At 47.7% G+C, this 22,523-nt stretch carries 22 protein-coding genes, 1 pseudogene and 1 other annotated feature; of the genes and pseudogenes, 18 read left to right on the forward strand and 5 right to left on the reverse strand.

Translation table 11 applies throughout. The features are described 5' to 3' along the window. The first annotated feature begins 76 nt into the window (after positions 1-76). Positions 77-343: a binding site (T-box leader), on the forward strand. 63 nt (positions 344-406) lie between these two features. Beyond that, a pseudogene (locus JCM10914_RS06845) lies at positions 407-2,103 on the forward strand (glutamine--tRNA ligase/YqeY domain fusion protein). A gap of 25 nt (positions 2,104-2,128) precedes the next feature. On the opposite strand, the gene JCM10914_RS06850 reads toward JCM10914_RS06845, so the two are convergent. After that, positions 2,129-3,004, reverse strand: a complete 876-nt coding sequence (locus tag JCM10914_RS06850) for a pentapeptide repeat-containing protein (RefSeq protein ID WP_023958892.1) — start codon at positions 3,002-3,004, stop codon at positions 2,129-2,131. Between the two features lie 222 nt (positions 3,005-3,226). Here JCM10914_RS06850 and JCM10914_RS06855 point away from each other — a divergent pair, with 222 nt between their 5' ends. From JCM10914_RS06855 to JCM10914_RS06885, 7 genes are all read left to right on the forward strand, one after another. Further along, entirely contained in the window at positions 3,227-3,652 is a 426-nt protein-coding gene (locus JCM10914_RS06855; protein ID WP_023958894.1) for a DMT family transporter, read from the forward strand. Positions 3,653-3,705: 53 nt separating this feature from the next. Further along, the gene (locus JCM10914_RS06860; protein ID WP_023958896.1) at positions 3,706-4,407 is read left to right on the forward strand and encodes a Crp/Fnr family transcriptional regulator; all 702 of its coding nucleotides are present in this window, start codon (positions 3,706-3,708) and stop codon (positions 4,405-4,407) included. Positions 4,408-4,420: 13 nt separating this feature from the next. Next, positions 4,421-4,900 carry a DMT family transporter gene (locus JCM10914_RS06865; RefSeq protein WP_023958898.1) on the forward strand — a complete coding sequence of 160 codons (480 nt, stop codon included), beginning with the start codon at positions 4,421-4,423 and terminating at the stop codon, positions 4,898-4,900. A gap of 1 nt (position 4,901) precedes the next feature. Then, positions 4,902-5,306 carry an NUDIX domain-containing protein gene (locus tag JCM10914_RS06870; RefSeq protein WP_023958900.1) on the forward strand — a complete coding sequence of 135 codons (405 nt, stop codon included), beginning with the start codon at positions 4,902-4,904 and terminating at the stop codon, positions 5,304-5,306. Between the two features lie 309 nt (positions 5,307-5,615). Next, positions 5,616-6,851 carry an MFS transporter gene (locus JCM10914_RS06875; protein WP_023958902.1) on the forward strand — a complete coding sequence of 412 codons (1,236 nt, stop codon included), beginning with the start codon at positions 5,616-5,618 and terminating at the stop codon, positions 6,849-6,851. A 136-nt stretch (positions 6,852-6,987) separates the two neighbouring features. After that, positions 6,988-7,740: a TetR/AcrR family transcriptional regulator gene (locus tag JCM10914_RS06880; protein WP_023958904.1), complete on the forward strand. Its 753-nt coding sequence runs from the start codon at positions 6,988-6,990 to the stop codon at positions 7,738-7,740. Continuing rightward, positions 7,625-8,074: a DUF2269 domain-containing protein gene (locus JCM10914_RS06885; protein WP_231638549.1), complete on the forward strand. Its 450-nt coding sequence runs from the start codon at positions 7,625-7,627 to the stop codon at positions 8,072-8,074. The genes JCM10914_RS06880 and JCM10914_RS06885 overlap by 116 nt, the downstream gene beginning before the upstream one ends. Before the next feature lie 18 nt (positions 8,075-8,092). Here JCM10914_RS06885 and JCM10914_RS06890 read toward each other — a convergent pair whose 3' ends face one another. Continuing rightward, entirely contained in the window at positions 8,093-8,902 is an 810-nt protein-coding gene (locus JCM10914_RS06890) for an AraC family transcriptional regulator (protein WP_023958908.1), read from the reverse strand. Positions 8,903-9,062: 160 nt separating this feature from the next. Here JCM10914_RS06890 and JCM10914_RS06895 point away from each other — a divergent pair, with 160 nt between their 5' ends. The 4 genes from JCM10914_RS06895 (at position 9,063) to JCM10914_RS06905 (ending at position 12,828) form a co-directional block, all read left to right on the forward strand. Next, positions 9,063-9,812, forward strand: coding sequence for a phytanoyl-CoA dioxygenase family protein (locus JCM10914_RS06895; protein ID WP_023958910.1), 750 nt, complete (start codon positions 9,063-9,065; stop codon positions 9,810-9,812). A 171-nt stretch (positions 9,813-9,983) separates the two neighbouring features. Then, positions 9,984-11,954, forward strand: a complete 1,971-nt coding sequence (locus JCM10914_RS06900; protein WP_023958912.1) for a WG repeat-containing protein — start codon at positions 9,984-9,986, stop codon at positions 11,952-11,954. Continuing rightward, entirely contained in the window at positions 11,948-12,472 is a 525-nt protein-coding gene (locus JCM10914_RS31690; protein ID WP_023958914.1) for an RsiV family protein, read from the forward strand. The genes JCM10914_RS06900 and JCM10914_RS31690 overlap by 7 nt, the downstream gene beginning before the upstream one ends. A 122-nt stretch (positions 12,473-12,594) precedes the next feature. Next, positions 12,595-12,828, forward strand: coding sequence for a DUF2798 domain-containing protein (locus JCM10914_RS06905; RefSeq protein WP_023958916.1), 234 nt, complete (start codon positions 12,595-12,597; stop codon positions 12,826-12,828). 106 nt (positions 12,829-12,934) lie between these two features. On the opposite strand, the gene JCM10914_RS06910 is transcribed toward JCM10914_RS06905, so the two are convergent. From JCM10914_RS06910 to JCM10914_RS06920, 3 genes are read right to left on the reverse strand one after another with little or no spacing between them, the layout of a single operon-like run. Continuing rightward, entirely contained in the window at positions 12,935-14,023 is a 1,089-nt protein-coding gene (locus tag JCM10914_RS06910; RefSeq protein ID WP_023958918.1) for a Ger(x)C family spore germination protein, read from the reverse strand. Positions 14,024-14,031: 8 nt separating this feature from the next. After that, positions 14,032-15,111: a GerAB/ArcD/ProY family transporter gene (locus JCM10914_RS06915; RefSeq protein WP_023958920.1), complete on the reverse strand. Its 1,080-nt coding sequence runs from the start codon at positions 15,109-15,111 to the stop codon at positions 14,032-14,034. Continuing rightward, on the reverse strand, positions 15,104-16,438 hold the full coding sequence (locus tag JCM10914_RS06920; RefSeq protein ID WP_023958922.1) for a spore germination protein: 1,335 nt from the start codon (positions 16,436-16,438) through the stop codon (positions 15,104-15,106). The genes JCM10914_RS06915 and JCM10914_RS06920 overlap by 8 nt, the downstream gene beginning before the upstream one ends. Positions 16,439-16,762: 324 nt before the next feature. Here JCM10914_RS06920 and JCM10914_RS06925 point away from each other — a divergent pair, with 324 nt between their 5' ends. The 6 genes from JCM10914_RS06925 (at position 16,763) to JCM10914_RS06945 (ending at position 22,459) form a co-directional block, all read left to right on the forward strand. After that, a complete protein-coding gene (locus JCM10914_RS06925) occupies positions 16,763-18,130 on the forward strand; it encodes a helix-turn-helix transcriptional regulator (protein WP_023958924.1) in 1,368 nt (455 codons plus the stop codon). A gap of 179 nt (positions 18,131-18,309) precedes the next feature. Then, positions 18,310-18,861: a sigma-70 family RNA polymerase sigma factor gene (locus JCM10914_RS06930; protein ID WP_052019668.1), complete on the forward strand. Its 552-nt coding sequence runs from the start codon at positions 18,310-18,312 to the stop codon at positions 18,859-18,861. Next, positions 18,858-19,601, forward strand: coding sequence for a DUF4367 domain-containing protein (locus tag JCM10914_RS06935; RefSeq protein ID WP_023958928.1), 744 nt, complete (start codon positions 18,858-18,860; stop codon positions 19,599-19,601). The genes JCM10914_RS06930 and JCM10914_RS06935 overlap by 4 nt, the downstream gene beginning before the upstream one ends. Positions 19,602-19,621: 20 nt before the next feature. Then, positions 19,622-20,380: a hypothetical protein gene (locus JCM10914_RS06940; protein ID WP_023958930.1), complete on the forward strand. Its 759-nt coding sequence runs from the start codon at positions 19,622-19,624 to the stop codon at positions 20,378-20,380. 106 nt (positions 20,381-20,486) lie between these two features. Continuing rightward, a complete protein-coding gene (locus JCM10914_RS29195) occupies positions 20,487-20,615 on the forward strand; it encodes a sporulation protein YjcZ (RefSeq protein WP_197286832.1) in 129 nt (42 codons plus the stop codon). 194 nt (positions 20,616-20,809) lie between these two features. Beyond that, complete coding sequence (locus JCM10914_RS06945; RefSeq protein ID WP_023958932.1) at positions 20,810-22,459, forward strand: FAD-binding dehydrogenase; 1,650 nt, start codon at positions 20,810-20,812, stop codon at positions 22,457-22,459. Positions 22,460-22,523 lie beyond the last annotated feature (64 nt).

A 22,523-nucleotide genomic window follows, 5' to 3' on the forward strand; every position in this document is an offset into this window, starting at 1 on the left:
ACAGGGTTAACCCGTAGAGAATGTTAATATCAGCCGATTTACTTTTTCGATAATGGATGATACTATAGATCAAATTATAAACGCGATGACGAGAAGAGTAGATGAACAGGATTCTTGAACAGAGAGCTCTGGTACGCTGAGAAGGAGCAGGAAACCATTCATTGAACCAAGCCTCTGAGCGGCACATCGGAACTGCATGATCAGGGATGGTGTGACGGGTGCTCCTGTTACAGAGCTAGGGTATCATCCATCCGCATCGCGGTGGCCGTACCTGATGAGGCTGATAGTGCGAGCTATTGGCGAATAAGGGGTGGCAATCACGAGAACCAATCTCGTCCCCAAGACCTAAGGTCTTGGAGACGGGATTTTTTTGCGTTGTTAATATTGAATTCAGGAGGGAATTTGCATGAATTACGAAGGAACGAGCAAGGGAGAAGCTGAGCATTTTTTAAGCAGAGTGATTAAGGAGGACATGGAGAGCGGGGTGTATACGCGACCCGTTGCAACGCGATTTCCGCCTGAACCCAACGGTACTTGCATATTGGGAGCGCGTACGCGATCCATGTGAATCACACGATGGCCCTTCGGTTCGGGGGAACCTTTAACCTGCGATTTGACGACACGAACCCGCTCAAGGAAGATCAGAAGTATGTGGATGCCATTAAGGAAGATATAGAATGGCTTGGATTGCAGCCGGAGATCTACTTTGGTTCGGATTATGCTGCTGAAATTTTGGAGGCAGCGACTAACCTGATTCGTAAGGGAAAAGCATATGTATGCGATCTAACCCCCGAACAAATTACGGCATATCGGGGAACCTTAACGGAGCCGGGAAGAAGCAGTCCTTATCGGGAACGAACGATTGAAGAGAATCTGTCGTTGTTCAGAAGAATGGAAGCCGGAGAGTTCGCCACTTCATCCCGGGTTCTGCGAGCGAAGATCGACATGGGCTCGCCGAACATCAATCTGAGAGACCCTGTTCTGTACCGCATCATTCACGCTGAGCACTATCGTACAGGAAATGCGTGGTGTATCTATCCCATGTATGACTTTGCTCATCCGATTCAGGACATGATCGAAGGCATCACGCATTCATTGTGCTCTGCTGAATTCAAGGGCCATCGGCCGTTATACGAGTGGGTACTGCACGAGCTAGGTGCAGTGGAACCACCGAAACAAAGGGAGTTTGGGCGTTTGAACATTTCCGGGATGGTAACAAGCAAACGGTATCTGAGGGAACTCGTTGAGCTTGGCTACGTGGACGGATGGGATGATCCGCGTCTCCCGACCTTACGGGGATTGCGGCGCAGAGGCGTTACTCCGCAAGGATTGCTGCGATTTCTGCGAGAGCTCGACGTCTTCCGCAATAACAGTCTGGTCGATTCCGCGATGATGGACCATTATATTCGCCAGGATTTGAAGGAACGGTGTTACAACGTAATGGCGGTACTGCACCCGCTGAAGGTGGTCCTTACCAATTACCCTGATGAGGAGGAGAGGTTACTTCTGCCCCATCGTGAAGGTGATGAAGCAATGGGTGTGAGAGAGGTTCCTTTTACACGAGAATTGTTCATCGAACGGGAGGATTTCATGGAAGAGCCGGTTCCGAGCTTCCATCGTCTGTCGCCAGGCAAGGAAGTGCGGTTGAAGGGAGCATACTTCATCCGCTGCGATCATGTCTTTAAGGACGAGACGACAGGAGATATCCTGGAGATCCACTGCACGTATGATCCTCTGACCAAGAGCGGGAGCGGATTTAATGCAAGAAAAGTAAAGTCGACGCTGCACTGGGTATCGGCTGAGCATGGAATTAAGGCAGAACTTCATCTTTATCAACCATTGTTGAAGGCTTCTGCCGTATTGCTGGAATCGGATAACGACTGGACGGAGCTTGCGAACCCGAATTCCCTGATTACCATAGAAGGGGCGATCCTGGAGCCTTCCATGCGCGATGCGGTACCGGATAGGACGTATCAATTCATCCGACACGGTTACTTCTGCGTAGATTCGAAATTTTCGATGCACAGCCGCCCGGTGTTTAACCGCATCGTATCGTTGAAGGATTCATGGAAGCAGCCGGAACGGGAGCCAGATGGATCTTGATGATAATCATACAGGCATCGAATGCCTATCGTTCGTCGTTGTGGATCCAGTGCGACGGATAGGATAATCCGGGCGGAAGCACGGTGCTGGCATCTCCTCTGGCAGCGTTGAGCTGGGCTTGAGTCAGGAAGAGGCAGTCGGTCAGATTGGCGCCACGCACATCCGTGTCGCGGAAATCCGCGCCGATCAGATCTGCTGAACGCAGGTCAGCATTACGAAGGTCAGCGGCAATCAGATATGCACCCCTTAGATTGGCGAATCGCAAGTCGGCCCCTTTAAGCTTAGCGCCTATAAGGTCAGCACCGCGCCCACCAATCTTCTGGCGAGTATGTCCGCCACTCTGATTCCGTCTTGCTGCATCTCGAACGAACTCACTCGTTCGCAGGAGCAGTTCGTTCACTCCCGCGCGATGAGAATCAACATCCAACTGTAACAGTGATTCGGGTGAGAGCAAGGTCAACGATTTCGTCCAGGCGAGAGCTTCTTTTAATTCGGAATGAACGCTGCGGGCGGCTGGCATCGCTAACGCTTCGTGTAAGTACCATAACAGCTCATGCAGCTGTCGCATAATCGGTAATACATTAAACATTTCATGTGCGGTGTGCGGGTACTCTCGCCAGTCACGTCCGCCGTAAGTAATTTGCGATACCGCTTGTCCTGCTCCAAAGCAATCGTATACGGTGCAGCCGCGCATGCCCTGTTGTCTAAGTTCGTTATGGATGCTACAGCGAAAATCTGTTTGCAGTTGAGGGCAAGGCGTTCCACCATCTTTATCTATGGCAAAATCAGCTGAAGCCGCGAAGGGGAGTGCTACACAGCATAGTCCAAAGCAGCGTTCGCAGTCTGATTGCAGTTCTAACTTGTCATAAGTAACCGGGTCATGTTCTTGTCTATCTGACATTCTAATACAATCTCCTTTCATATCTAACGTAAACATAAGATGGATATATAACAAGTTTAAAATATATGGACCGACGAACCTAGATGCCAACATGAATTTAAGTGTTTTCTACCATTGTGAAAAATCATATTTCTCGTTTAGGACATATGTCCTTTTCTCGTATCATCCTTATCCTTTTTAATAATAACAGGCCAAATAGAGAGCAAAGGGAGAATACGGACAATGAGAGGGATTTTATTTGCCATCCTAGGCGGTGCTTGTATTACGTTGCAAGGCGTTGCGAATGCAAGGATTAGTCAAGATATGGGAACATGGCAGGCAACGACGATTACGCAGTTTACCGGATTTGTGCTGGCGCTACTTATTTTGATGTTTGTACGTGATAGCAATCTGCAGGGCATCAAGGAAGTCAAGCCGCTCTATCTGTTCGGTGGGGCGCTCGCGGCGCCGATTATCTTCAGCGAGGTAACGGCGATCCAGGAGATAGGAGTCACGCTAATGATCGCGACCCTGCTGATAGCTCAGCTCGCCCTGACGCTTCTGATTGATATTCGTGGCTGGTTTGGCGTCGTCAAGAAAAAGATGAACGCCATTCAATTTGTTGGGATCGGCATGATGATTATCGGCGTGATCGTCCTAAAATTATGATTCGGGATATACTATAAGGAAATAACAGGAACCCTGGGAGTTGAACGACAGATATGAGAGAAATCCATGATTCAGCTTTGTTTGCCAGCTATATGAAGGAGTATGAGCTGGATGGTGTGTTCCCCGATCCTTTGATGCCCTATGTTCAACTGATGCACTACAATCAAGGCGACATGATCTGCAAGCAAGGGGAGAGAGCAGATACGTTGTACGTACTCGTTAGCGGGAAGATCAAAATTTATACTACCTCTCCAGAAGGTAAGGCGCTAATTATATCTTTTAAAACACCGCTAGAAGTTATAGGGGATATCGAGTACATCCAAGGCAATCCGTTAATTAATACGGTGCAAGCGATCCTGCCAACATACATGATAGCTATTCCATATCGCTGGCTTCGATTGTATGGGAATGAATATCCGCCGTTGCTGCGATTTTTGCTGCATATCATTACCAAGAAATTTCATGCTAAATCCGACTTCATGAGTTTTAATCTGATGCATCCCGTAGAGGTCAGATTGGCAAGCTATCTGTTGTCCGTGTCATCGAACGATCTCGAATCGCTCCAGACAGATCCGATGGAGAGCTCTAATCTGACGGATATTGCGAACCTGCTTGGGACAAGTTATCGGCATTTGAACCGCGTCATTCAGAAGTTCTGCGCGGATGGATTAATCAAACGACATCGTGGACGGTTAACGATTCTAAATCGAGACGGTTTAATCGATGTCGCAGGCAGTAATATTTACGAGAAATGAGAGGAGAGGGCCCATGATTGCCGGGTTGCTATTAGCTTTTATCGCAGGCTCGCTTGTCAGCCTGCAAAATATATTTAATAATCGCGTGAATGTGAAAACCGGATCGTGGTCTACCACTACGCTGGTATTAGGTATGGGATTCATCGCTTCTCTGACGATCTGTCTGATTGTGGAAGGAATAGGCGCTTTTCATTTCGATCAAATGAAGCCGTGGTACTGGATCAGCGGCATGATCGGCGTCGGTGTGGTAATCTGTCTGGTACGAGCAACGAAGCTGCTTGGCCCAACGTTCGCTATCTCTGTGGTTATGGCCTCTCAATTGGGCACCGCATTATTATGGGATTCTCTTGGCTGGCTGGGGTTAGAGAAGGTTCCTTTTACGATCAATCAATTGCTTGGCGTTGTGATTATCGTAGGTGGTATAGTGATATTTAAGCTGGGTGGAAGACGTGCCTACCAGCAAGTTGCCGTAAACAACACGAGGGGGAAATAACATGAGTGCGAATATCGACAAAATTGCCTGGTTGTATTTACTCGATGGGCGGATCTTGGGGGCTCGCTCGAAAGGGAAGGATATGTATTACTTGCCCGGAGGGAAGCGAGAGCCGGGTGAGTCGGATCTGGAGACGTTAAAGCGGGAAGTAAAAGAGGAATTATCCGTACAGATCTTACCGGGTACCGCAGAGCACTTCGGAACGTTCGAAGCGAAGGCCCATGGTAAGTCAGAGGGTACCATTGTGACGATGTCCTGTTATACCGGGGAATTCGAAGGCGAGCTGAAACCCGCTTCCGAGATTGAAGAGGTCGTATGGTTAACTTATAAAGACCGGGAGCGCGTGTCCGCAGTAAGCCAGAAAATCTTCGATCATTTGTACGTGAACAAGAAATTGAGTGATTAATTAAACATGAATCTTATAGGAGAAGCCCTGCCATCTATAACAATGGCAGGGCTTCTTAATGTGCTCTATGTAGGCGAATCTTATATATATCTTAGATTTATCGGAACAAATGTTCGATTTCTGTGTCATCCAAATTAAATACACGTATATTCGATTTTCATATTATTAGTATAATTCAGCTGATAATATAAGTCTATATTTTGGCAGGATTATATTCTATAGTTTGATGTACCCGGCCGGGGATTCGTGTTTGACCATAGAACGGCTGACGAGTCGAGTCGTGTGTTCTGACAAGAAAGAGGGATCAAGGTGCAGATTCGATTATGGGACATTAATCTGAAAGTAAGGCTAACTGGGGAAGCATTATTCAATATGCTGTTCTGGATGTACTTCCCGTTTATCACGGTTTATTTTGGAGCAACACTTGGTACGCATATTGCCGGCATCATCATGGCCGTTCCGCCGATATTCAGCATGCTGGGAAGCTTATTGGGAGGCGCTCTGGCTGACCGCTGGGGTAGACGGTCGGTTATGCTGGTGGGCGCTGCTCTGCAGACCATCATGTTCGCTGTTTTTGCCGTATCTCCTTCACATTGGGTTGACTATGTGGCGTTCATCGGTATCGGTCTGGGAGGCGCCATCTATCGGCCGGCCAGTTCCGCCATGGTAGCCGATCTCGTACCGCTGCAGGATCGGCGACAGGTGTTCGCTACGTTTGCAACAGCGAACAATTTGGGGGCTGTTCTTGGGCCAGCACTGGGGGCGATCTTCTTCTTCCAATATCGCCAAGAATTGCTCTGGGCTTGTGCCTCGGTCATGTTGTTGTATTTGATTGCCATGTATTTCATCGTTCACGAAACGCTGCCTTCCACAGGGAAGGAGACAAGACCCGTTCAGTCAGTGGGTTCTGTGTTTAGAGAGCAGTGGCAAGGATACGGCATCATTGTTAGAGATAAAGTATTTCTGGTCTACATATTGGCTGGCGTCTTTGCGCTGATTACGATTATGCAGCTAGATCTTTACTTGGCCGTCTATGTTATTGACTATGTGCCAGCCCAACCATTGTTTAGCTGGGGTGGGCAGCAGTGGATGCTGACAAGTACCGAAATTCTAGGCTGGGTACTCGGATTGAACGGCCTTATGTTCGTGCTCTTGATTCTTCCCGTCACGAAATGGTTCCGGAATTGGAAAGAACGGAACGTGTTCATCTTGTCTTCGTTGTTATCAGGTGTCGGTACGTTCGCACTCGGCTTTAGCACGAATATTTGGTTCTTACTCCTGGTGACCGTTATCTTTACTTTCGGAGAGATTGTTCGATCACCAGTACAGCAGAGCTTCATAAGTCGTTATGCGCCTGAGAAGGCAAGAGGGCAGTATATGGGAGCAGACAGCCTTCAGTTTACGATCGGCAGGTTTCTGGCCCCGATGACAGTATTTCTATCCACTTGGATCGCACCAATCGGCATCTTCAGTATCATTTTACTCTCTGCACTTATCAGTATCGTATTCTATGTACTGTTATTCCGAATGTATAAGGAATCCTGAGGGAATTGCTGTTAAGAAATGCAATTCTAAAAGAAAACCATCGAATCTTAAGCGATATAGATGGTTTTCTTTCATTTTTATTTACAAACCGCTGGTCGGTTTATATAATAAATGATGAACAAAGGAGGATGACAAGATGAAGCAAGAAGAGCGAAGAGAGTATTCGAAGCGACAGCTGCTGGAAGCAACGGAGGCGTTGATCAAGGAGAAAGGCTGCAGTAAGACTACCATTCAGGATATTATGAAGCGAACAGGAATGTCGAAGGGTGCCATCTTTCATTATGTATCAAGTAAAGATGAGCTGTACGTGCTGGTCATGGAAGCCAAGCTTGCACAGAAGCATGAGTTGTTCATGGCTGAGGTTAGTAAGCAGAAGCATACTGACAAGCATTTTGATGGACCGATGAACGTTGTTGCCGGTGCTTTGCCTTCGCTGGAGAATCAAGTTGACGTAAGTAATCTGATCCTTATGTATCTGATTGGCCGAAGCGACCAACCGGAGATTGCGAGATTATTGCCCGTTATTACAGGGAAGCTACAGCCACCTCTAAGAAATGGATTGTGGCGGGTCAGGATGCCGGCGTCATCCCGTCATCGGTCCATGCAGACCGTACCGCTGAGATGCTGGAACTGTTATCGCTGGGCATACGAATACGAAGCGTTATTGGCATCGACAGCCCAAGTTTTGATTCACAAGCGTATGCTCGCTTCATTGCTGATATTCTACAGCCGCAACGCGATCAGAAAGGAGGTTAACCGCAATGACATTATGGTTGTTCTTACATATAACCGGGAGCGTAATATTCCTCGGCAATATTATCACTGCAGCGTTCTGGAAAGCACGCGCCGATATGAGCGGCAATGCCGAAGTCATTCATCGCGCGGCTAAAAATGTCATGCTGGCCGATTATGTATTTACCTTGCCTGGCCTATTTCTGCTCATTATTTCAGGTGTTGTTATGGCAGCCAAGGGTGGCTATGCATTAGGAGGAATGAGCTGGCTGACAGCTTCGCTGCTGCTCTTCGCCGCCACCGGATTGTTGTGGCTCGGGGTATTGATTCCTTTACAAAAAGCGATGATCCGCCATAGTCGGCAGTCAATCGAAAGTGGAATCATTTCAGATGCCTACAAGAAGGCTTCTAAATACTGGGCCATTTTTGGAACAGCGGCTTCGTTACTGCCGCTTGTCATATTGTATTTCATGATCAGCAAGCCGTTTTAGCGACAAAATAATATCTCATTAACGTATGCCTTCCCATGAATTCTGACGGATCTCAGATGCAGTTCTACCCTTGAATTTCTTCATTTGCCTTGCTAGATGATGGGAGGTCTTGAATCCACAGCGGTAAGCAATCTCCGTCACGGTAAGACCTGTATGTGCTAGCAGCTCAGCAGCCTTATTGACCCGATAGCTCCATACATACTGCATGGGCGTGGACTCCAAGTGTCGTTTGAATAATCGCACCACATGCTCCGGAGAGACACCTGCGTGACGTGCGATCGCGGCCAGGTCAACATGTTCCATGTAATGCTCGCGAATCCAGGATTGCGCTGCGTACAAGGCAGGGTGCTTCTCCTGTCGACTTTGGGAGCGAGTGCATTCCGCTGGATAGAGATGAAGGGCAGCCATGCCAAGATGGCGAAGCAGATCTGATTCGGCTGCATTATGTTCCTGAACCTGGAGGATCAAATCCGTTAGTCGGTTCATTTCTTCGGTTAATGGGAGAAATTCAGGCAGAGCGTTCAGCAGAGTCGGCGAGTGTTCATCCAGCCCCTGAACATGTATGGCAATCCACCGATGCCAGGTTTCAACTGTTCTGGAGAATGTGAAGAACTCTTCGTGTCCAGGCTTTAGAATGACAACATGCCCCGGTTGTACGCGGAGTATTCTGTTACCGATTGTCACCTCCATCTCTCCGGTATAAAGCAGGACGAGTTGAATATCCTGCTGAATACGCGGTCCGAACTTCCCCCCGGGAGGATATACAATAGACCCTGCTGTTGTGCTGAGGATGGAATCGAACGATAGCTTGCTGAGTAGATGAATCATGATCTTCCCCTCCTTGCGATTAAGGTGTATTGTGAAGCTGAATTCATGAAATGTCAATTAGAGATACAGGATAGTAAACTGCAGCCATTGAGGGTCATGGTTGGTTGAAGTACTCTTGTATTAGTTAATTAATCACTCAATCGATGAAGGAGTGTATGACATGGAAATGAATAAGGTTAAAGCTGAGTTAAGCCAACCGCTTACCGCGGAGGACTTGGATTTTTTCAAAGAGAACGGGTTCTTTCTCTTGAAGCAAGGAATGACATCTGATCTTATTGATGCCTTTAACGGACACATCTATGATATCCGTAACCAATCTCCAATGCCGGAATGGGCAGCATGCGACGAGTCCAGGAAATATTCACTTCGCTTATTCAATCCACATCAGCATGATGGCTTCTCAAGGCAGCTCATGAAGCATGCGTTCATACGCGGCGCTCTTAGACAATTGATGGGGAATGAGGCTGTCTGCGTGCAGAGCATGTATTTTTATAAAGAACCGGGTTCGCCCGGGCAAGCCTCGCATCAAGATTATTATTATATTCAGAATGATCCGATGACGATGATCGCGGCTTGGACCGCCATGGAAGATCGGGTCGATGAAGAGAATGGTTGTCTGTGGGTCATGCCAGGAACGCACAAGCTGGGCTTATTGCCGCACGGTGCTGTTCGGAATGTCGAGGAGCATGAGCACTGGACGGAGGAGACGGAAGGGATTGATACGAGCAAGCAAATTCCCGTAATTATGGAGAAGGGGGATATCTTGTTCTTTAGCGAGCTCTTGATTCACTCTTCGAACAAAAATCGGAGCAAGGATCGTTGGCGCCGCTCGTATGTCTGCCATTATATTAGAGAGGATTCCAATGTGCTTCATCGTGAAGATCTGCGTCAGAAATATCCCTTGTATTAAGTCGCTCACACAACGTCGATGCGTATAGGCAGGAATTTAACAAAGGCTTCCCTATTGAGCAAGGCCGATGGGGAAGTTTTTTTTGTATAGAGAATTGCTGAATATAGCATATCCGTGGGGACGATGCATAGGCTTAGGCGAATAAGGTGGGGCAATAAGGGAGGTGTTGCGATGAGTTCGTACATTCAACCGCTTGAACGGGTCTTGAAATCCTATCTTCCAACGGGTGCTGTACTTATACAGATCCTCGATCCAGAACCGCACAAAGCCGTATTTGCGGCTGATATTACCGGGGATCAGGTCGCTGAGCTAACAGCTATTTATCGCATGAACGATGAGTTATATCTGATCGTCTTGATGTGTCGGCACGGTGTCTGGACGGTTGCGGCCAACCTGAGGGGACAGGGATATGGAGTTACTTCAATGACGGCAGTCCCGATCATTCATGCCGGACTGAATAATCTGGTAGTGGGCTGGCAAATCGGTGCGATCTGGTCCAAATTGTCCGTATATGCATGGACGCCAGAGGGGTTGCAGGATGCTACCCCCGTCGATATGAGTTACAGCTATATTGATTTTGTTCATGTACCAGGACCTGGGGGCGGCCAGACCCCGATTGCAATATGGATTCACGATACAGGGGATGCATACCGTGTGGACGTATTACGTTATCTGGATGGAAGGTTTGTAGCTGCTCCGGACGCGTATCAATCATATTATCCAGTAGTTGTAAAGTATTATGAACGGCTGACCCGGCAGCACCCTGATTATGCTTATTACTGGTATTATCTTGCGGATGCCCAGCTTCGTGCAGGTGACCCTGTGGCAGGGCTCGTCTCAGTACGTAACGCTATCCATCTTGAAGGAACTTATCCTTCCCGTGAGACCTTGCTTGAATTGGAATCGCGAATCATAAAGGCTATCGAACTGACGAGATCCGGGAGATCCATCGATTTGTTCCCTGCATCTGTAAAGATCATCGGCGGCACAAAATGGGGTTATATCAATCAAGCGGGCCAATGGATCATCGCTCCTCAATTTGAGGAGGCTAACGATTATCAAGCCAACGGGTTGGCCATCGTTTCTACGATGGGAAAGTATGGCATCATCGATCGTACGGGGCGTTACGTGGTTGAACCGATCTATCAATCCATTAGTCCTTACTCTGAACATCGTGCTGCGGTATTGGATGCGGAAGGATTTCGACTGATTGATGAGAAAGGGCACGTCTTGACCCGGCAAGCATATCCCTATATCTCGAGTGTTCAGCACGGCAGAGCCGTATTCAATATTGCCTCGACAACGGATAGTGGCAGCAGTCGTTATGGTTATTTGGATGCGCAAGGGCGTGTAGCGATTCCGGCGCAATATGCAGAAGCTAACGATTTTGACAAGAACGGAAAAGCGGTCGTGAAGATGAACGACAGAGAGTATGCGTTAATTGGACTTCAGGGACAGCAGCTCATCACATACCCTTATCCGTTTGTAGGACCACAAGGAGATGGGCTATTGGCTTTTCAAGAAACTTCGGACGGCAAATATGGGTATATCGATGAGCGAGGTAAGGCGGTGATTGAACCTGCTTACACATCGGCTTTCCCGTTCCATGACGGAAGGGCGATTGTAAATACCGCTGAAGATTTCAAGTCCCAATACGGAGTGATTAATAGGCAGGGCCAATACATCGTGCAGCCGGAATATAACGACATCCGGGATCTCGGTGAGGGTCGTTTCGCGCTTGGGCGGGCGAAAAACGCAGATCAGCCCTACATCGGCTCCATCTATGCGATCGCAAATTGGGATGGGGGGCGATTAACGGATTTCCTATACGATGATATCTCTGATTATCACGATGGTCTGGCTTCAGTCTATGACGGGCAGTATACGTATTTTGTTGATCGCTTTGGTAAAGCTGCGGCCGGCTATCCGCAAGTGAAGGGTAGCGGGTCATTACGGCTGATGCCAGGTGGTCTGATTCAAGCAATGGTGGATTTAAGACTTATGTACATCACGAAACAAGGGGAGGTTATTTGGCAGCAAAATACAGTGATACCGCTCCGGCCTCCTTATATGGTTCGAGAAGGGAAATATGACCCGTCTCCGAATTATTTGGTCTATTACCCGCAAGTGATGGCATGGTGAACCAGGCTGCAGAACGCATCGTTAACGCTAAGTTAATGGAGATGTCACAGGTCAAGCGCTTACCCGAGCAGCCGCTAGATTACACCTATACGGGAGATTATGAAGTTGTATTCTTCCACAAGACGTTATTGGAACTTGAACTTAATGGTTACAACTATCCGTTTGGTGCTGCACACGGCATGCCATCCCGAATGTATGCTATCATCAACCTGAGTAACGGACATATGTACTCGTTACAGGAACTCTTCAAGCCCGGTAGTCGATATCTCGAGGAATTAAGCCGGCTTGTCGGGCAGCAGATAAAGAATGACCCTCAGTACGCTTACGTATTCCCGGGGAGTTATACGGGGATCAAAGCGGATCAATTGTTCTATGTGACGAATGAAGCGCTGCATCTCGTATTTGCTCCGTATGATATCGGCCCATATGCGGTGGGCTTTCCGGAATTCACTATCCCGTTTGATGACATCATGAATATCGTGAATACCGAAGGGGAGTTCTGGCAATCTTTCCATTGATGATGATCCGCGCTCAATGTGCTGATGTCATATTCTTATGGTTGACGATTAACCGTTCACTATATATTATATAGTAACAATAAGTTATTCATATACCTAGAGAAAGAAGATGGATAGACAAAATGTTGAAACTGAACAAGAAGTATGAACATGTAGTGTTCACTTTTTTTATGGCGGTGGGCATGTCGTTACTCATGTCATTCGTAATGATCTCCATTAACTACGGATTTCGGGAAATGTTCCTGATGGTGTGGCTCCGTTCATGGCTGATTGGCTTTATGCTGGCATTCCCGATTGCTTACTACCTGCCTCGAGCCATTCGCAAGATCATGAAGCGCATCCAATTTGTTGAATAATCAAGACGACCCTTGGCAAGCCATGGGTCGTCTTTTTGTATGCTTGCAGCATTTTATGGCGCTGTTACCCGCGGAGAATCGAGCTATAATGGCCGAAGGTATCGCGTTAAAGATTCTTCAGATTCCCTCTGTTCTCAATGATGGTCGTGATTTTGAGATCGAAATCCATGTTCGGGTAGTACTCGGATCGCCATACTTCCAACTGGTCGCGGGTCAGGTGATTGCGAAAGTATTGACCGAGCGCCAATATATCGGCCTGTTCCGACTGAGTCTCTTTGATCAGTTGCTGGTAACGGGCCGTAATAAGTTTATCGAGATTATCCGTTATTTCTTTCTGGCTTGGATGGCCTTTGGCATCGAGAATCGTTACTTTCAATTTCAGATGACTGCGCAGGTAGGCACGATTGTTCTGCACCCAACTTCGGTGCGTAAGTTTGTTGCCAATAATCTGCACGGTTGCAATATCCATAACCTCAATCTTGCCGTTTGCACTTCTTCCGTAAAAAGCGTTCGCCACCAGCGTCTCTCCCGGGCTGATGCGGCCCGTCATTCTTCCGTTCTTAATGATTGCTGCACCCATGCATTCTATGTTAGTGGATTGGCCGGATCGTATGATCGGAACAATGACGTCATGGGTGTAGGAATGTATGCTCCTGAACATCTGCCAGATGCGCGTATCTGCGAGCTGGGGGTTCCACCCCGCATTTTTCGAAAAATCGTATAGTACGCGACCACTGCGCTCGGTTTTAGCCTTCATCTCATCAAAAAAATGCTGCATATCCTGATCACTGATGGCAATCAGGGTCTTGTTGGAGATGTCTCTTGAGCGGTTGAACGAAGAGATGAGATCATCCATGCCTTGTTGCGCGAATGCTTTGTCTACAATGACAATTTTGAGATGCAGCAGATCCACTTGGGATTCCATATTCATGCTCATATGGTCGATGATCTCATTGATCGTGTCTCCGGTGTCGGAAACGACGGTAATGGTGTTGGAATCATGCGTGGCCGGGATGTTCAGATACAACTTATAGCGGTCATCGTCCGTTAAGGACACACCCATGATGATAGGGAGGGAACGGTGATTGATATCTTTATTGTCCCAGCAGCCGCTCAGGAGTGGAATCAGCACCATCCATAAGATCAGCAGCAAGCAGAAGCGCATATAGATTCCGGCGGTACGGTTCAAGAACATCTTTTCCTTCACCTCGTTTTAACATGATGATGACGCCAACCGAGCACAAATACAAGGAGAGGTATGACCAGAAAGATATATAAACGCAGTGGAATGATCAACTTCTGGACGTTCTTGAGAAAATCCCAATTCGGTATATACAGCGATATCAGAAATAAGCCAAGAGTTAAACCGATGAGCATATACGGACCAGGAATGGCGGGAATCGCCCGTTTCGACAAGGTTGTTAGAACCCAAAGAGTCACCGCGAGATATACCAAAGCAAAGGCCATCAAACTGAGCAGGAAGAAAATCGTAATCCGGTCGAACATGAGCCACGTCACGTTTACGGTATCAATCGTCATTAGAAACGGAAACTCATATAATCGCGCGGTTGCATGACCGAAGGTTAGGAGAGGCAGGTATGCAGCAAGCATGTACAGCGGAAGCAGCAGGAGGCTGCTTAGCAATATTTGCTTCATGTTGACTGTTATGCTCTTGGGTAGCAGTCCGAGATAAAAGTAACCGCCGGCAAATACAAACAGACTGATCTGAAAATTCGTATCGGTTAAAAATGCAAACGTCTGCTCGGGATCTACGATGGGCAGCAGGTAGTACCAATCCACATTCTGAAAGGCCAGGGCTAAGACAAACAGCATCGGGAGCGTGAACAGAATTGTGAGCAGCACGGAAGTTCTGGCTATGTTTGCCACCCCGGGCAGAGTTATAAGAAATGCGACGACACTTAAGAGAATCATAATCGCCCATAGCGGGGTAGTAGAGAGGAACACTAACGTAAGCATTTCGGAATAGGCCCTGACCGTGGTCACGAAGGCGACGATTAAGTAGACAAATGCAGGCAGTAACAAGATCCAGGCAGCGACCTTGCTTAAATTCTGAAAGATATCGATTACCGTTATATTCCCCGCCAACCGCAGTCCCTTGAGATATAAAAATAGGATGGCAAAGTGCACCGCATAACTGATGATGATGCCAATCCAGTGTCCCGTCTCCATACCTGCAAACAGATTAGCCGGATATAGAAAGAAGACGAGTCCAAGATGAGATACGACATAGATGTTTGTTGCTTGCAGACCGTTATTAGCCATTCTGTCCATCCTTCTGATTTAATCTTGGCCATGACAGATAAGGGATGCCCAGACTATGTTGATAAGCCATGTAGGCACAGATGACGACGATGCCGGTGAGTAAGCCCAGCAGTCCATAGATAGCTGACAGTATGATCAGGACATATTTAAATACTTTGATGGATACCGAATTTTGAAAACCGACGACGGCCGATGAAGCAATGGTTGTTCCTGCAAGTACGATGATTAACAGACTGCTGACGAGTTTGGCGGCGACGGCTGCTTGACCTAGAATTATTCCACCTACCATCGTAATCGTGGGACCGACGCTTTTGGGCAATCGAACGCTCGCCTCAAGCACGAGTTCAAGCACAATCAATAGGAGAATCGTCTCAACTAGCGCCGGGTAGGGTACATCATAGCGGCTATGGGCAATCGACAGTGCAAGCTGCAGTCTCAAGACTTCCGGATTGACAGAGACGAGTGCTACATACAGCCCTGGAATGATGGTGGCAGACAAGATGCCGATGATTCTCAAGAATCGAATGAGATACATGATCGGCAGCGGATAATTATGATCGTCTTTCATACAGAACATATCCACCGCCAAGCTTGGCAAAATGACGGCAAACGGGAATTGATCGATCATCAGCACAATTTTGCCTTGCTGAAGAGCGTGGGCCGCATTCTGCGGCAGTTCGGTTACATTAAATTTGCTTAAGAAAGACCACCGGCTCTCTTGCAATAACTTCTCCAGATGCTGAAGATGGCTGATGTCTTGATGTTTACCCGATTCAATGCGCTGTCTTGTGTTATTGAGCAACTGCGGATGAACCTGATCTTCCAGATAGAACAGCAGCAGTGTCTTGGGATGTTGATCTCCGACTGTATACGCCTCTGTTTTCAAAGAAATGCCTGTACTGTGTTTGCGAAGGATGCCGATATTCGTCTGTACATCTTCGAGAAAAGAGCTGCTTGAACCGTATAACACATTCTCGGTCTGGGGTATGCCAATGGTCCTTGTTAAGTGAATTCGCAAGGGCTGCAGTGTACAGCAATATTCAGAACTTGGTTCGAACAAAACAAGATTTCCCTGTAACACTTCTGCCGCGATGGCTGAAACATCCGCATTCATGGCATCACCAATCTTCGGAAGAAGGGCTCCGACGTATGATGCCTGACCCTTCAAGTCCTGAACTTGCGTGTTGAGCATCGAGATCGTCTGCGGAATATCGACCAATGTGTCCAGTGCAAATAACTGCAGGTTATATCCAAGCAGATGAATCTCCATATTCGTATAATCGGAATGGTTACTGAAATACGCTCGTAAGTCCTCGACTAACCCCACCTAAACACCTCCAGGATTAACACTGATTTCGTTATCATGTCCAATGATTACTGGAAATTATGCACAGTTCCTCTCCGACGTGAGCTGGAGAAGTTATGTTTTCCCTTGGGTGATAGTTTAACGAATAGACTAGAGTGTCAAAATGTATTTACGCGTATTTAAGTCATTGATGCGAGATGGAAGTTCAACCGGGAATGATGAGATTGGTGGTTATTCGAATGGTGAATGACTTAATTAAGTGTTGACCTTCCTGATTTCAATCGATAATATACGTATATATCCTAAAATATGGGTGATCGAGGCTCGGATAGAGGTGGTGTATATTTGTTAAGGAAAGTTACAATTCATGAGCAATTGGAACGATATTTGTTGGATCACGGGATGACAATCAATCAGTTTGCGCAGCATTCCGGTCTGAATAGCGGAACGTTAAGTGCTATTATTAATGGAGTTCGTCCGATATCCATGCACCAGCTAGATCAGATCACAATGGGGATGGAACTCCCGGAAGGCTCTTATTATGAGCAATACATTGACGAGTGTATTTTTCATACCAAGCCGGATTGGCGAAGATTGGGCGCCTTTATCCGCCGTTGTGCCGAGCTGGACAAGTTGAATTGTTTACAGTCGGCAGTTCAAAGAGCAATGGATTCTTTGTCATATATACCACAGTTGTTCGACTTAGCTGAAGTCTTATATCATGACAATCAGTACGCTGCAGCCAGAATAATTTATCAGAATATTGCGGAATCAGAACGATTTCAACATTCTGAACGACTAGCATTATGTCAATATCGATTATTCTTATCCGGTTTATGCGATGACGAGGAAGTTAATTTGCAGAAAGCAATTCATTTTGAGATGTTTGTTGAACGACTGGACGAACAATATCAATTTGATGCCTTACGACATTTAATTAATATCAATACCTCACTTCACCGTTGGGACAAAGTTGAAGAACTGGCTAACAGCCTGGAGAAAAAAGCATATCATGCGTATCACACTGGTCCTTCAACAAAAAAAAGGCCGAAATACGATAGGCCGTTGCTGTTTTATTTGCTTTTCAGCAAATTAGTATTGGCAGATGTATTTTATAAGCGAAATGAATATGATCGCGCTCTTTACTATGTAACTTTATATGAAGCACCAGATTGGGTTATCGAGCCTGACGAAGAAGAGCTACTCATCGTGGACCAATTCCATGAGTGGGCAATTGCTAATCGATTCTTATATCAGATGATGTCCGGCCAAACAGATAAAGTTAACGACTACATTGCATACGTTGCGGATAAGACATATGAAATGCTCCCGGCACTATATCACATCATGATTGCGGCTAACCGGTTTCAGCTCCAGGTTGACGATATCCTTGATAAGTATCATGATTACATTTCCGATCGACAACAAAGAAGCAGAATTGGTGAGATAAGCAATCAAGTTAGTAATGAACGCTATGCTCGTCTATGGTACGAACTAGCGCAATATTATATAAACTCAGGACGATTTGACCGAGGTGTCAAATATATTCTGCAAAGCATGGAAAAGTCTATTCATATATTGAGTTCCACAGGCATTTTAAGATGCTCCAGATTATTTGCCCAAAATCAACATTCGTTTGATACCGAATCTCGGAATGCTTTCGAACGGTTAAGCGAACAAGCACAGAGACTAAAGGGACAATTCGCCATGTGAAGATTCACGTTGACAGCACAGGATTCGAACATCCACAACTCATTAATTATCATATAAACATCCTCGGAGCGAATGGCTCCGGGGTTTTTTTGTGATTTGTATGAAAAGCATATTTTTTTAAATATCATGTAGCGAAACGCAGCGGTGACCCGTCTAAAGTGTATGGAGGTGGTTAACCGATGGCAAGGCCGGCCGGCCCTAATCATAAATCAAACTATCCACCAGAACCTTCCCTGGCATTAGAACAAGTCATGAGCGAATACGGGAATTCGATTCTGCGTACAGCTTACTTTTATTTGAATGATCGGCACATGGCAGAGGACGTCAGTCAAGAAGTATTCTTGCGGGCTTATCGGAACTGGGAATCCTTTCGGGGGGATAGTAGTGTCAAGACATGGCTAACCCAAATAGCAATTAACGCTTGCCGAGATAGATTGGGCTTAAAAATGTCACAAGAACAGCCAACCGATCCCGTGCTGATGAAGCAGTCTGCCTTGCGCAGCGTGGAGGAAGAAGCGATGGAGCGACTGGATCAATCCACGATTCTAAAATATATTGCACAACTGCCTGTGCATTACCATGAAGTGATCTACCTGTACTATTACATGGATTTGGGTACGAGGGAGATTGCCGAAGCGACTGGAGCGCCGGAAGGAACGGTACGCGGTAGGTTGCATCGGGCCCGGGAAATTCTGGGCGAATATTTAACAAAGGAGGGACTCGCACGATGACAACCCGAGACGAAGATTTGCGGGAACGTATCAAGCATGAGGCCGATGAACTCCTGTTTGAAGGAATGCATTTTGACGCCGAGATGCAGCGCAACGTGAGGGAGCTTGCGGAGCTGGATCGTGAGCGATCCCGCAGGAGTCGCAGGCGAAGTCAGCAAAGGCGATGGTTGGCCGGGGCCGGGATTACAGTTGCAGCTGCTTTGACGGGTCTAGTCCTCTTGTTCTCACAAGACGGTGTCATCACATCTCCGGGAGATCCACCTCCGGGGATTCTGGTAGGGCCGGATGATCCAATAGCACCGTCGCCGTCTGGATCAGATAACGAACTGCAGGTGCTCAAGGGGTATGAGGAAGCAGCCGAGGCGTTTGGCTCTACTCTGAAGATTCCAGGCTGGCTTCCGGAAGGGTTCGCACTGAATGAGATTAGTGTAACAGGTCCGCGTAACGGCAAAGCCGTGGAGGCTGCCTTCAGTTATGTTGCAGATGATCGCTCGTTTGGTATTTTCACGAAGCACGTATCAAGCGCCCCCATTCAGCAAACAGGTGAAGCTGTTGATCTTAGCGGTGTTACGGGATTTCTAATCGGTGGTGAGCCGATAACAAGCGAGGAGCTCCTCATACCAAACGTAGAACTGCATTGGTATGAGGAGGGGACGTATTACATGATTAACGGTTTGATTGATGGTGAGCAGGCCATTCGGATAGCTCGCTCGATGAGAAGCGAGACCCATAACGATTAATAATAGGAGGTTATTCACACATGTTGAATCAAGTATGGAATACACGTTGGGTTAAGGTACTGATGATTGGTAGCTGCATGATGGTTATGGCTGCAGGCGCTGCGATGGCAGCGCCGGAGGACGCGGAATGGGTAACGATTCAAATCGCGGCAGAGGATCAGGCTTTGCTAAACAAACAAAAGGAAATTGATGACTATGTTGCCGGTGCAGGAAAAAATGAAATGGCAGAGCAAGGTTTCTCTGTCACACACACGGGAGTAGTTGGTGATAAGGTGGAAGTTGGCATAACTCCCTACAACGAGTCGTTCGCCGATTTCTTGTATCAACAGTTAGGTGAAGAAGAGATGCTTGTTGTAGAAGGAGAGCAAGCCGTACTTTTGCAGGCGACTGGTGCCACCGAGGATCCTGTCTCTAGTGAGGACCAACGGTCAGCTAAACAAGGCGAAATTGATGCTTATGTCGCTGGTGAAGGAAAAGCCGAGATGGAAGCTGAGGGTTTCTCGGTTACGCATACGGGCGTAGTCGGAGACAAGGTTGAGGTGGGTATTACACCATTTAATGAACAGCACGCGAATTTCTTATACGACAAGTTCGGGCGTGACCTGGTTGAAGTCGTTGAAGGGGAGCAGGCGATTCTGTACGGTGCAGAGGCTGCTGTTGAACCGGTTGCTGGCACGGTTCCGCAATCAAACGCTGCGCTATGGATCAGTATTGCAGCAGCACTCGCGATCATTGCCGGAATCCTGATCGCTTCGCGGAAGCGGTTCATTAAGAAATAAGGAAGAAAGGAGGCCTTCTCTGACAAACTTTTTTCCAAGAGTCTAAGCGCATTGTAACCAGCCACATATAATGTGATGTGTCGGAAATATAAAGGAGGTATGCTGAATGGGTGAAGTTGCTGGTTACGGCGGCTACGGCGGCTACGGCGGTGGCCAGGGTATTGGTGCAATACTCGTTCTCTTTATTCTTTTGGTAATCATCGTGTCTGCATTTGGTTTCGGATTTGGCGTATAATTTTCTGACATGAATTAAGAAATTCAAGGCTGTCTCATTCGGGTCATTTGCGACCCGGGAGGCAGCCTTGTTGCTTGCTAACCAAACATCATGTTGAGACCCAGAGATTTGTTTTCCCGAAGGAAAACGTTTACAGGCTGGCGAATATGATCTTATTAGACACTTGAAAAACGTAATTGGATTGGGGGAGCGGTATGAAATATGACGTTATAGTAGTGGGGGCAGGCTTATCAGGTTTGGTGGCAACCGCAGAACTGGCCGATGCTGGGAAGAACGTTCTTCTGCTCGATCAGGAGCCGGAAAGCTCGCTCGGCGGACAGGCATGGTGGTCATTCGGTGGATTATTTCTTGTTGATTCGCCCGAGCAGCGCAGACTCGGCATACGGGATTCACGCGATCTTGCCTGGCAGGATTGGCTCGGTTCGGCTGGGTTTGACAGGCAAGATGATGAGGATGTATGGGGAAGAAAATGGGCCGAAGCCTACGTTGATTTTGCGGCAGGCGAGAAGCGGTCATGGCTCCACGCTCAGGGGATCCGCTTCTTTCCCGTTGTCGGCTGGGCTGAACGAGGCGGTTATCTCGCGGAAGGGCATGGGAATTCCGTGCCGCGATTCCATATCGTGTGGGGGACAGGACCAGGAATCGTCAAGCCATTTGAGACGAGGGTCCGAGAGGCGATCCATTCAGGCCGCGTTGATTATCGCCCCAGACATCAAGTGGATGAGCTGATCACTCAGAGTGGTGCCGTAATTGGTGTGAAAGGGTCCATCTTGACCCCGAGCTCGGTGCAACGTGGCGAACGAAGTTCGCGAGAGGTGATCGGAGACTATGAGTATTATGCCGAGACGGTTGTCGTATCCAGTGGAGGCATTGGCGCGAATCATGAGTTAATCCGGCAGCAATGGCCGTCACGACTTGGCAAAGCTCCAGAGAAGATGCTATCCGGTGTTCCTGATCATGTGGATGGACGCATGCTGGGCATTACCGAGCGTGCAGGGGGAAGGATCGTTAACCGGGATCGGATGTGGCACTATACCGAAGGGATAGAGAACTGGAATCCGGCCTGGTCATTACACGGGATTCGGATATTGCCTGGACCTTCTTCGCTTTGGTTGGATGCAAGGGGACAGCGCTTCTCTGCGCCGAATTTCCCGGGTTTCGATACATTGGGAACACTAAAGGCCATACAGGATACAGGGTTTGAATACTCCTGGTTCATCTTGACGCGTAAAGTCATTGAGAAGGAATTCGCCTTGTCCGGGTCAGAGCAGAATCCCGATTTGACGGGTAAAAGCATACGCGGCGTGTTGTCCAGGGTTGGAGCTGGTATTCCAGGACCTGTTCAGGCTTTTCTCGATCAAGGCGCGGATTTTGTGCAGGCAGCCTCGTTAGCGGAGCTTGCAAAGAAGATGAACCAGCTTACAGGTCAAGAACTTATACAATTCGCGGATCTGGAAAGACAGGTGTTGGCAAGAGATCGCGAGATGGATAACAAGTTTACGAAGGACTTGCAAATTACGGCCCTTCGGGGAGCAAGAAACTACATAGGGGACCGACTGGTGCGCGTAGCTAAACCGCACAAATTTCTCGATCCGGCGAACGGCCCGTTGATCGCGGTCCGCTTGAACATACTAAGTCGCAAAACATTGGGTGGACTTCAAACGGATCTATCCGGTCGAGTGTTGAATGAATCCGGGGAGCCTGTGCCAGGACTCTATGCCGTGGGCGAAGCAGCTGGCTTCGGCGGGGGTGGCGTTCATGGATACCGGGCGCTGGAGGGCACGTTTCTCGGCGGCTGTCTTTTTACGGGCAGGCAAGCCGGAAGGTCGATTGCGCGGTTGTAGGTTTAAGGGATGCTCATTCAGTTTCATATGAGAAGGGACCGCCCTCATGGACGGTCCCGTTAAC

Origin of the sequence: Paenibacillus sp. JCM 10914, assembly GCF_001315105.1 — a bacterium.
Classification (GTDB): domain Bacteria; phylum Bacillota; class Bacilli; order Paenibacillales; family Paenibacillaceae; genus Paenibacillus_AQ.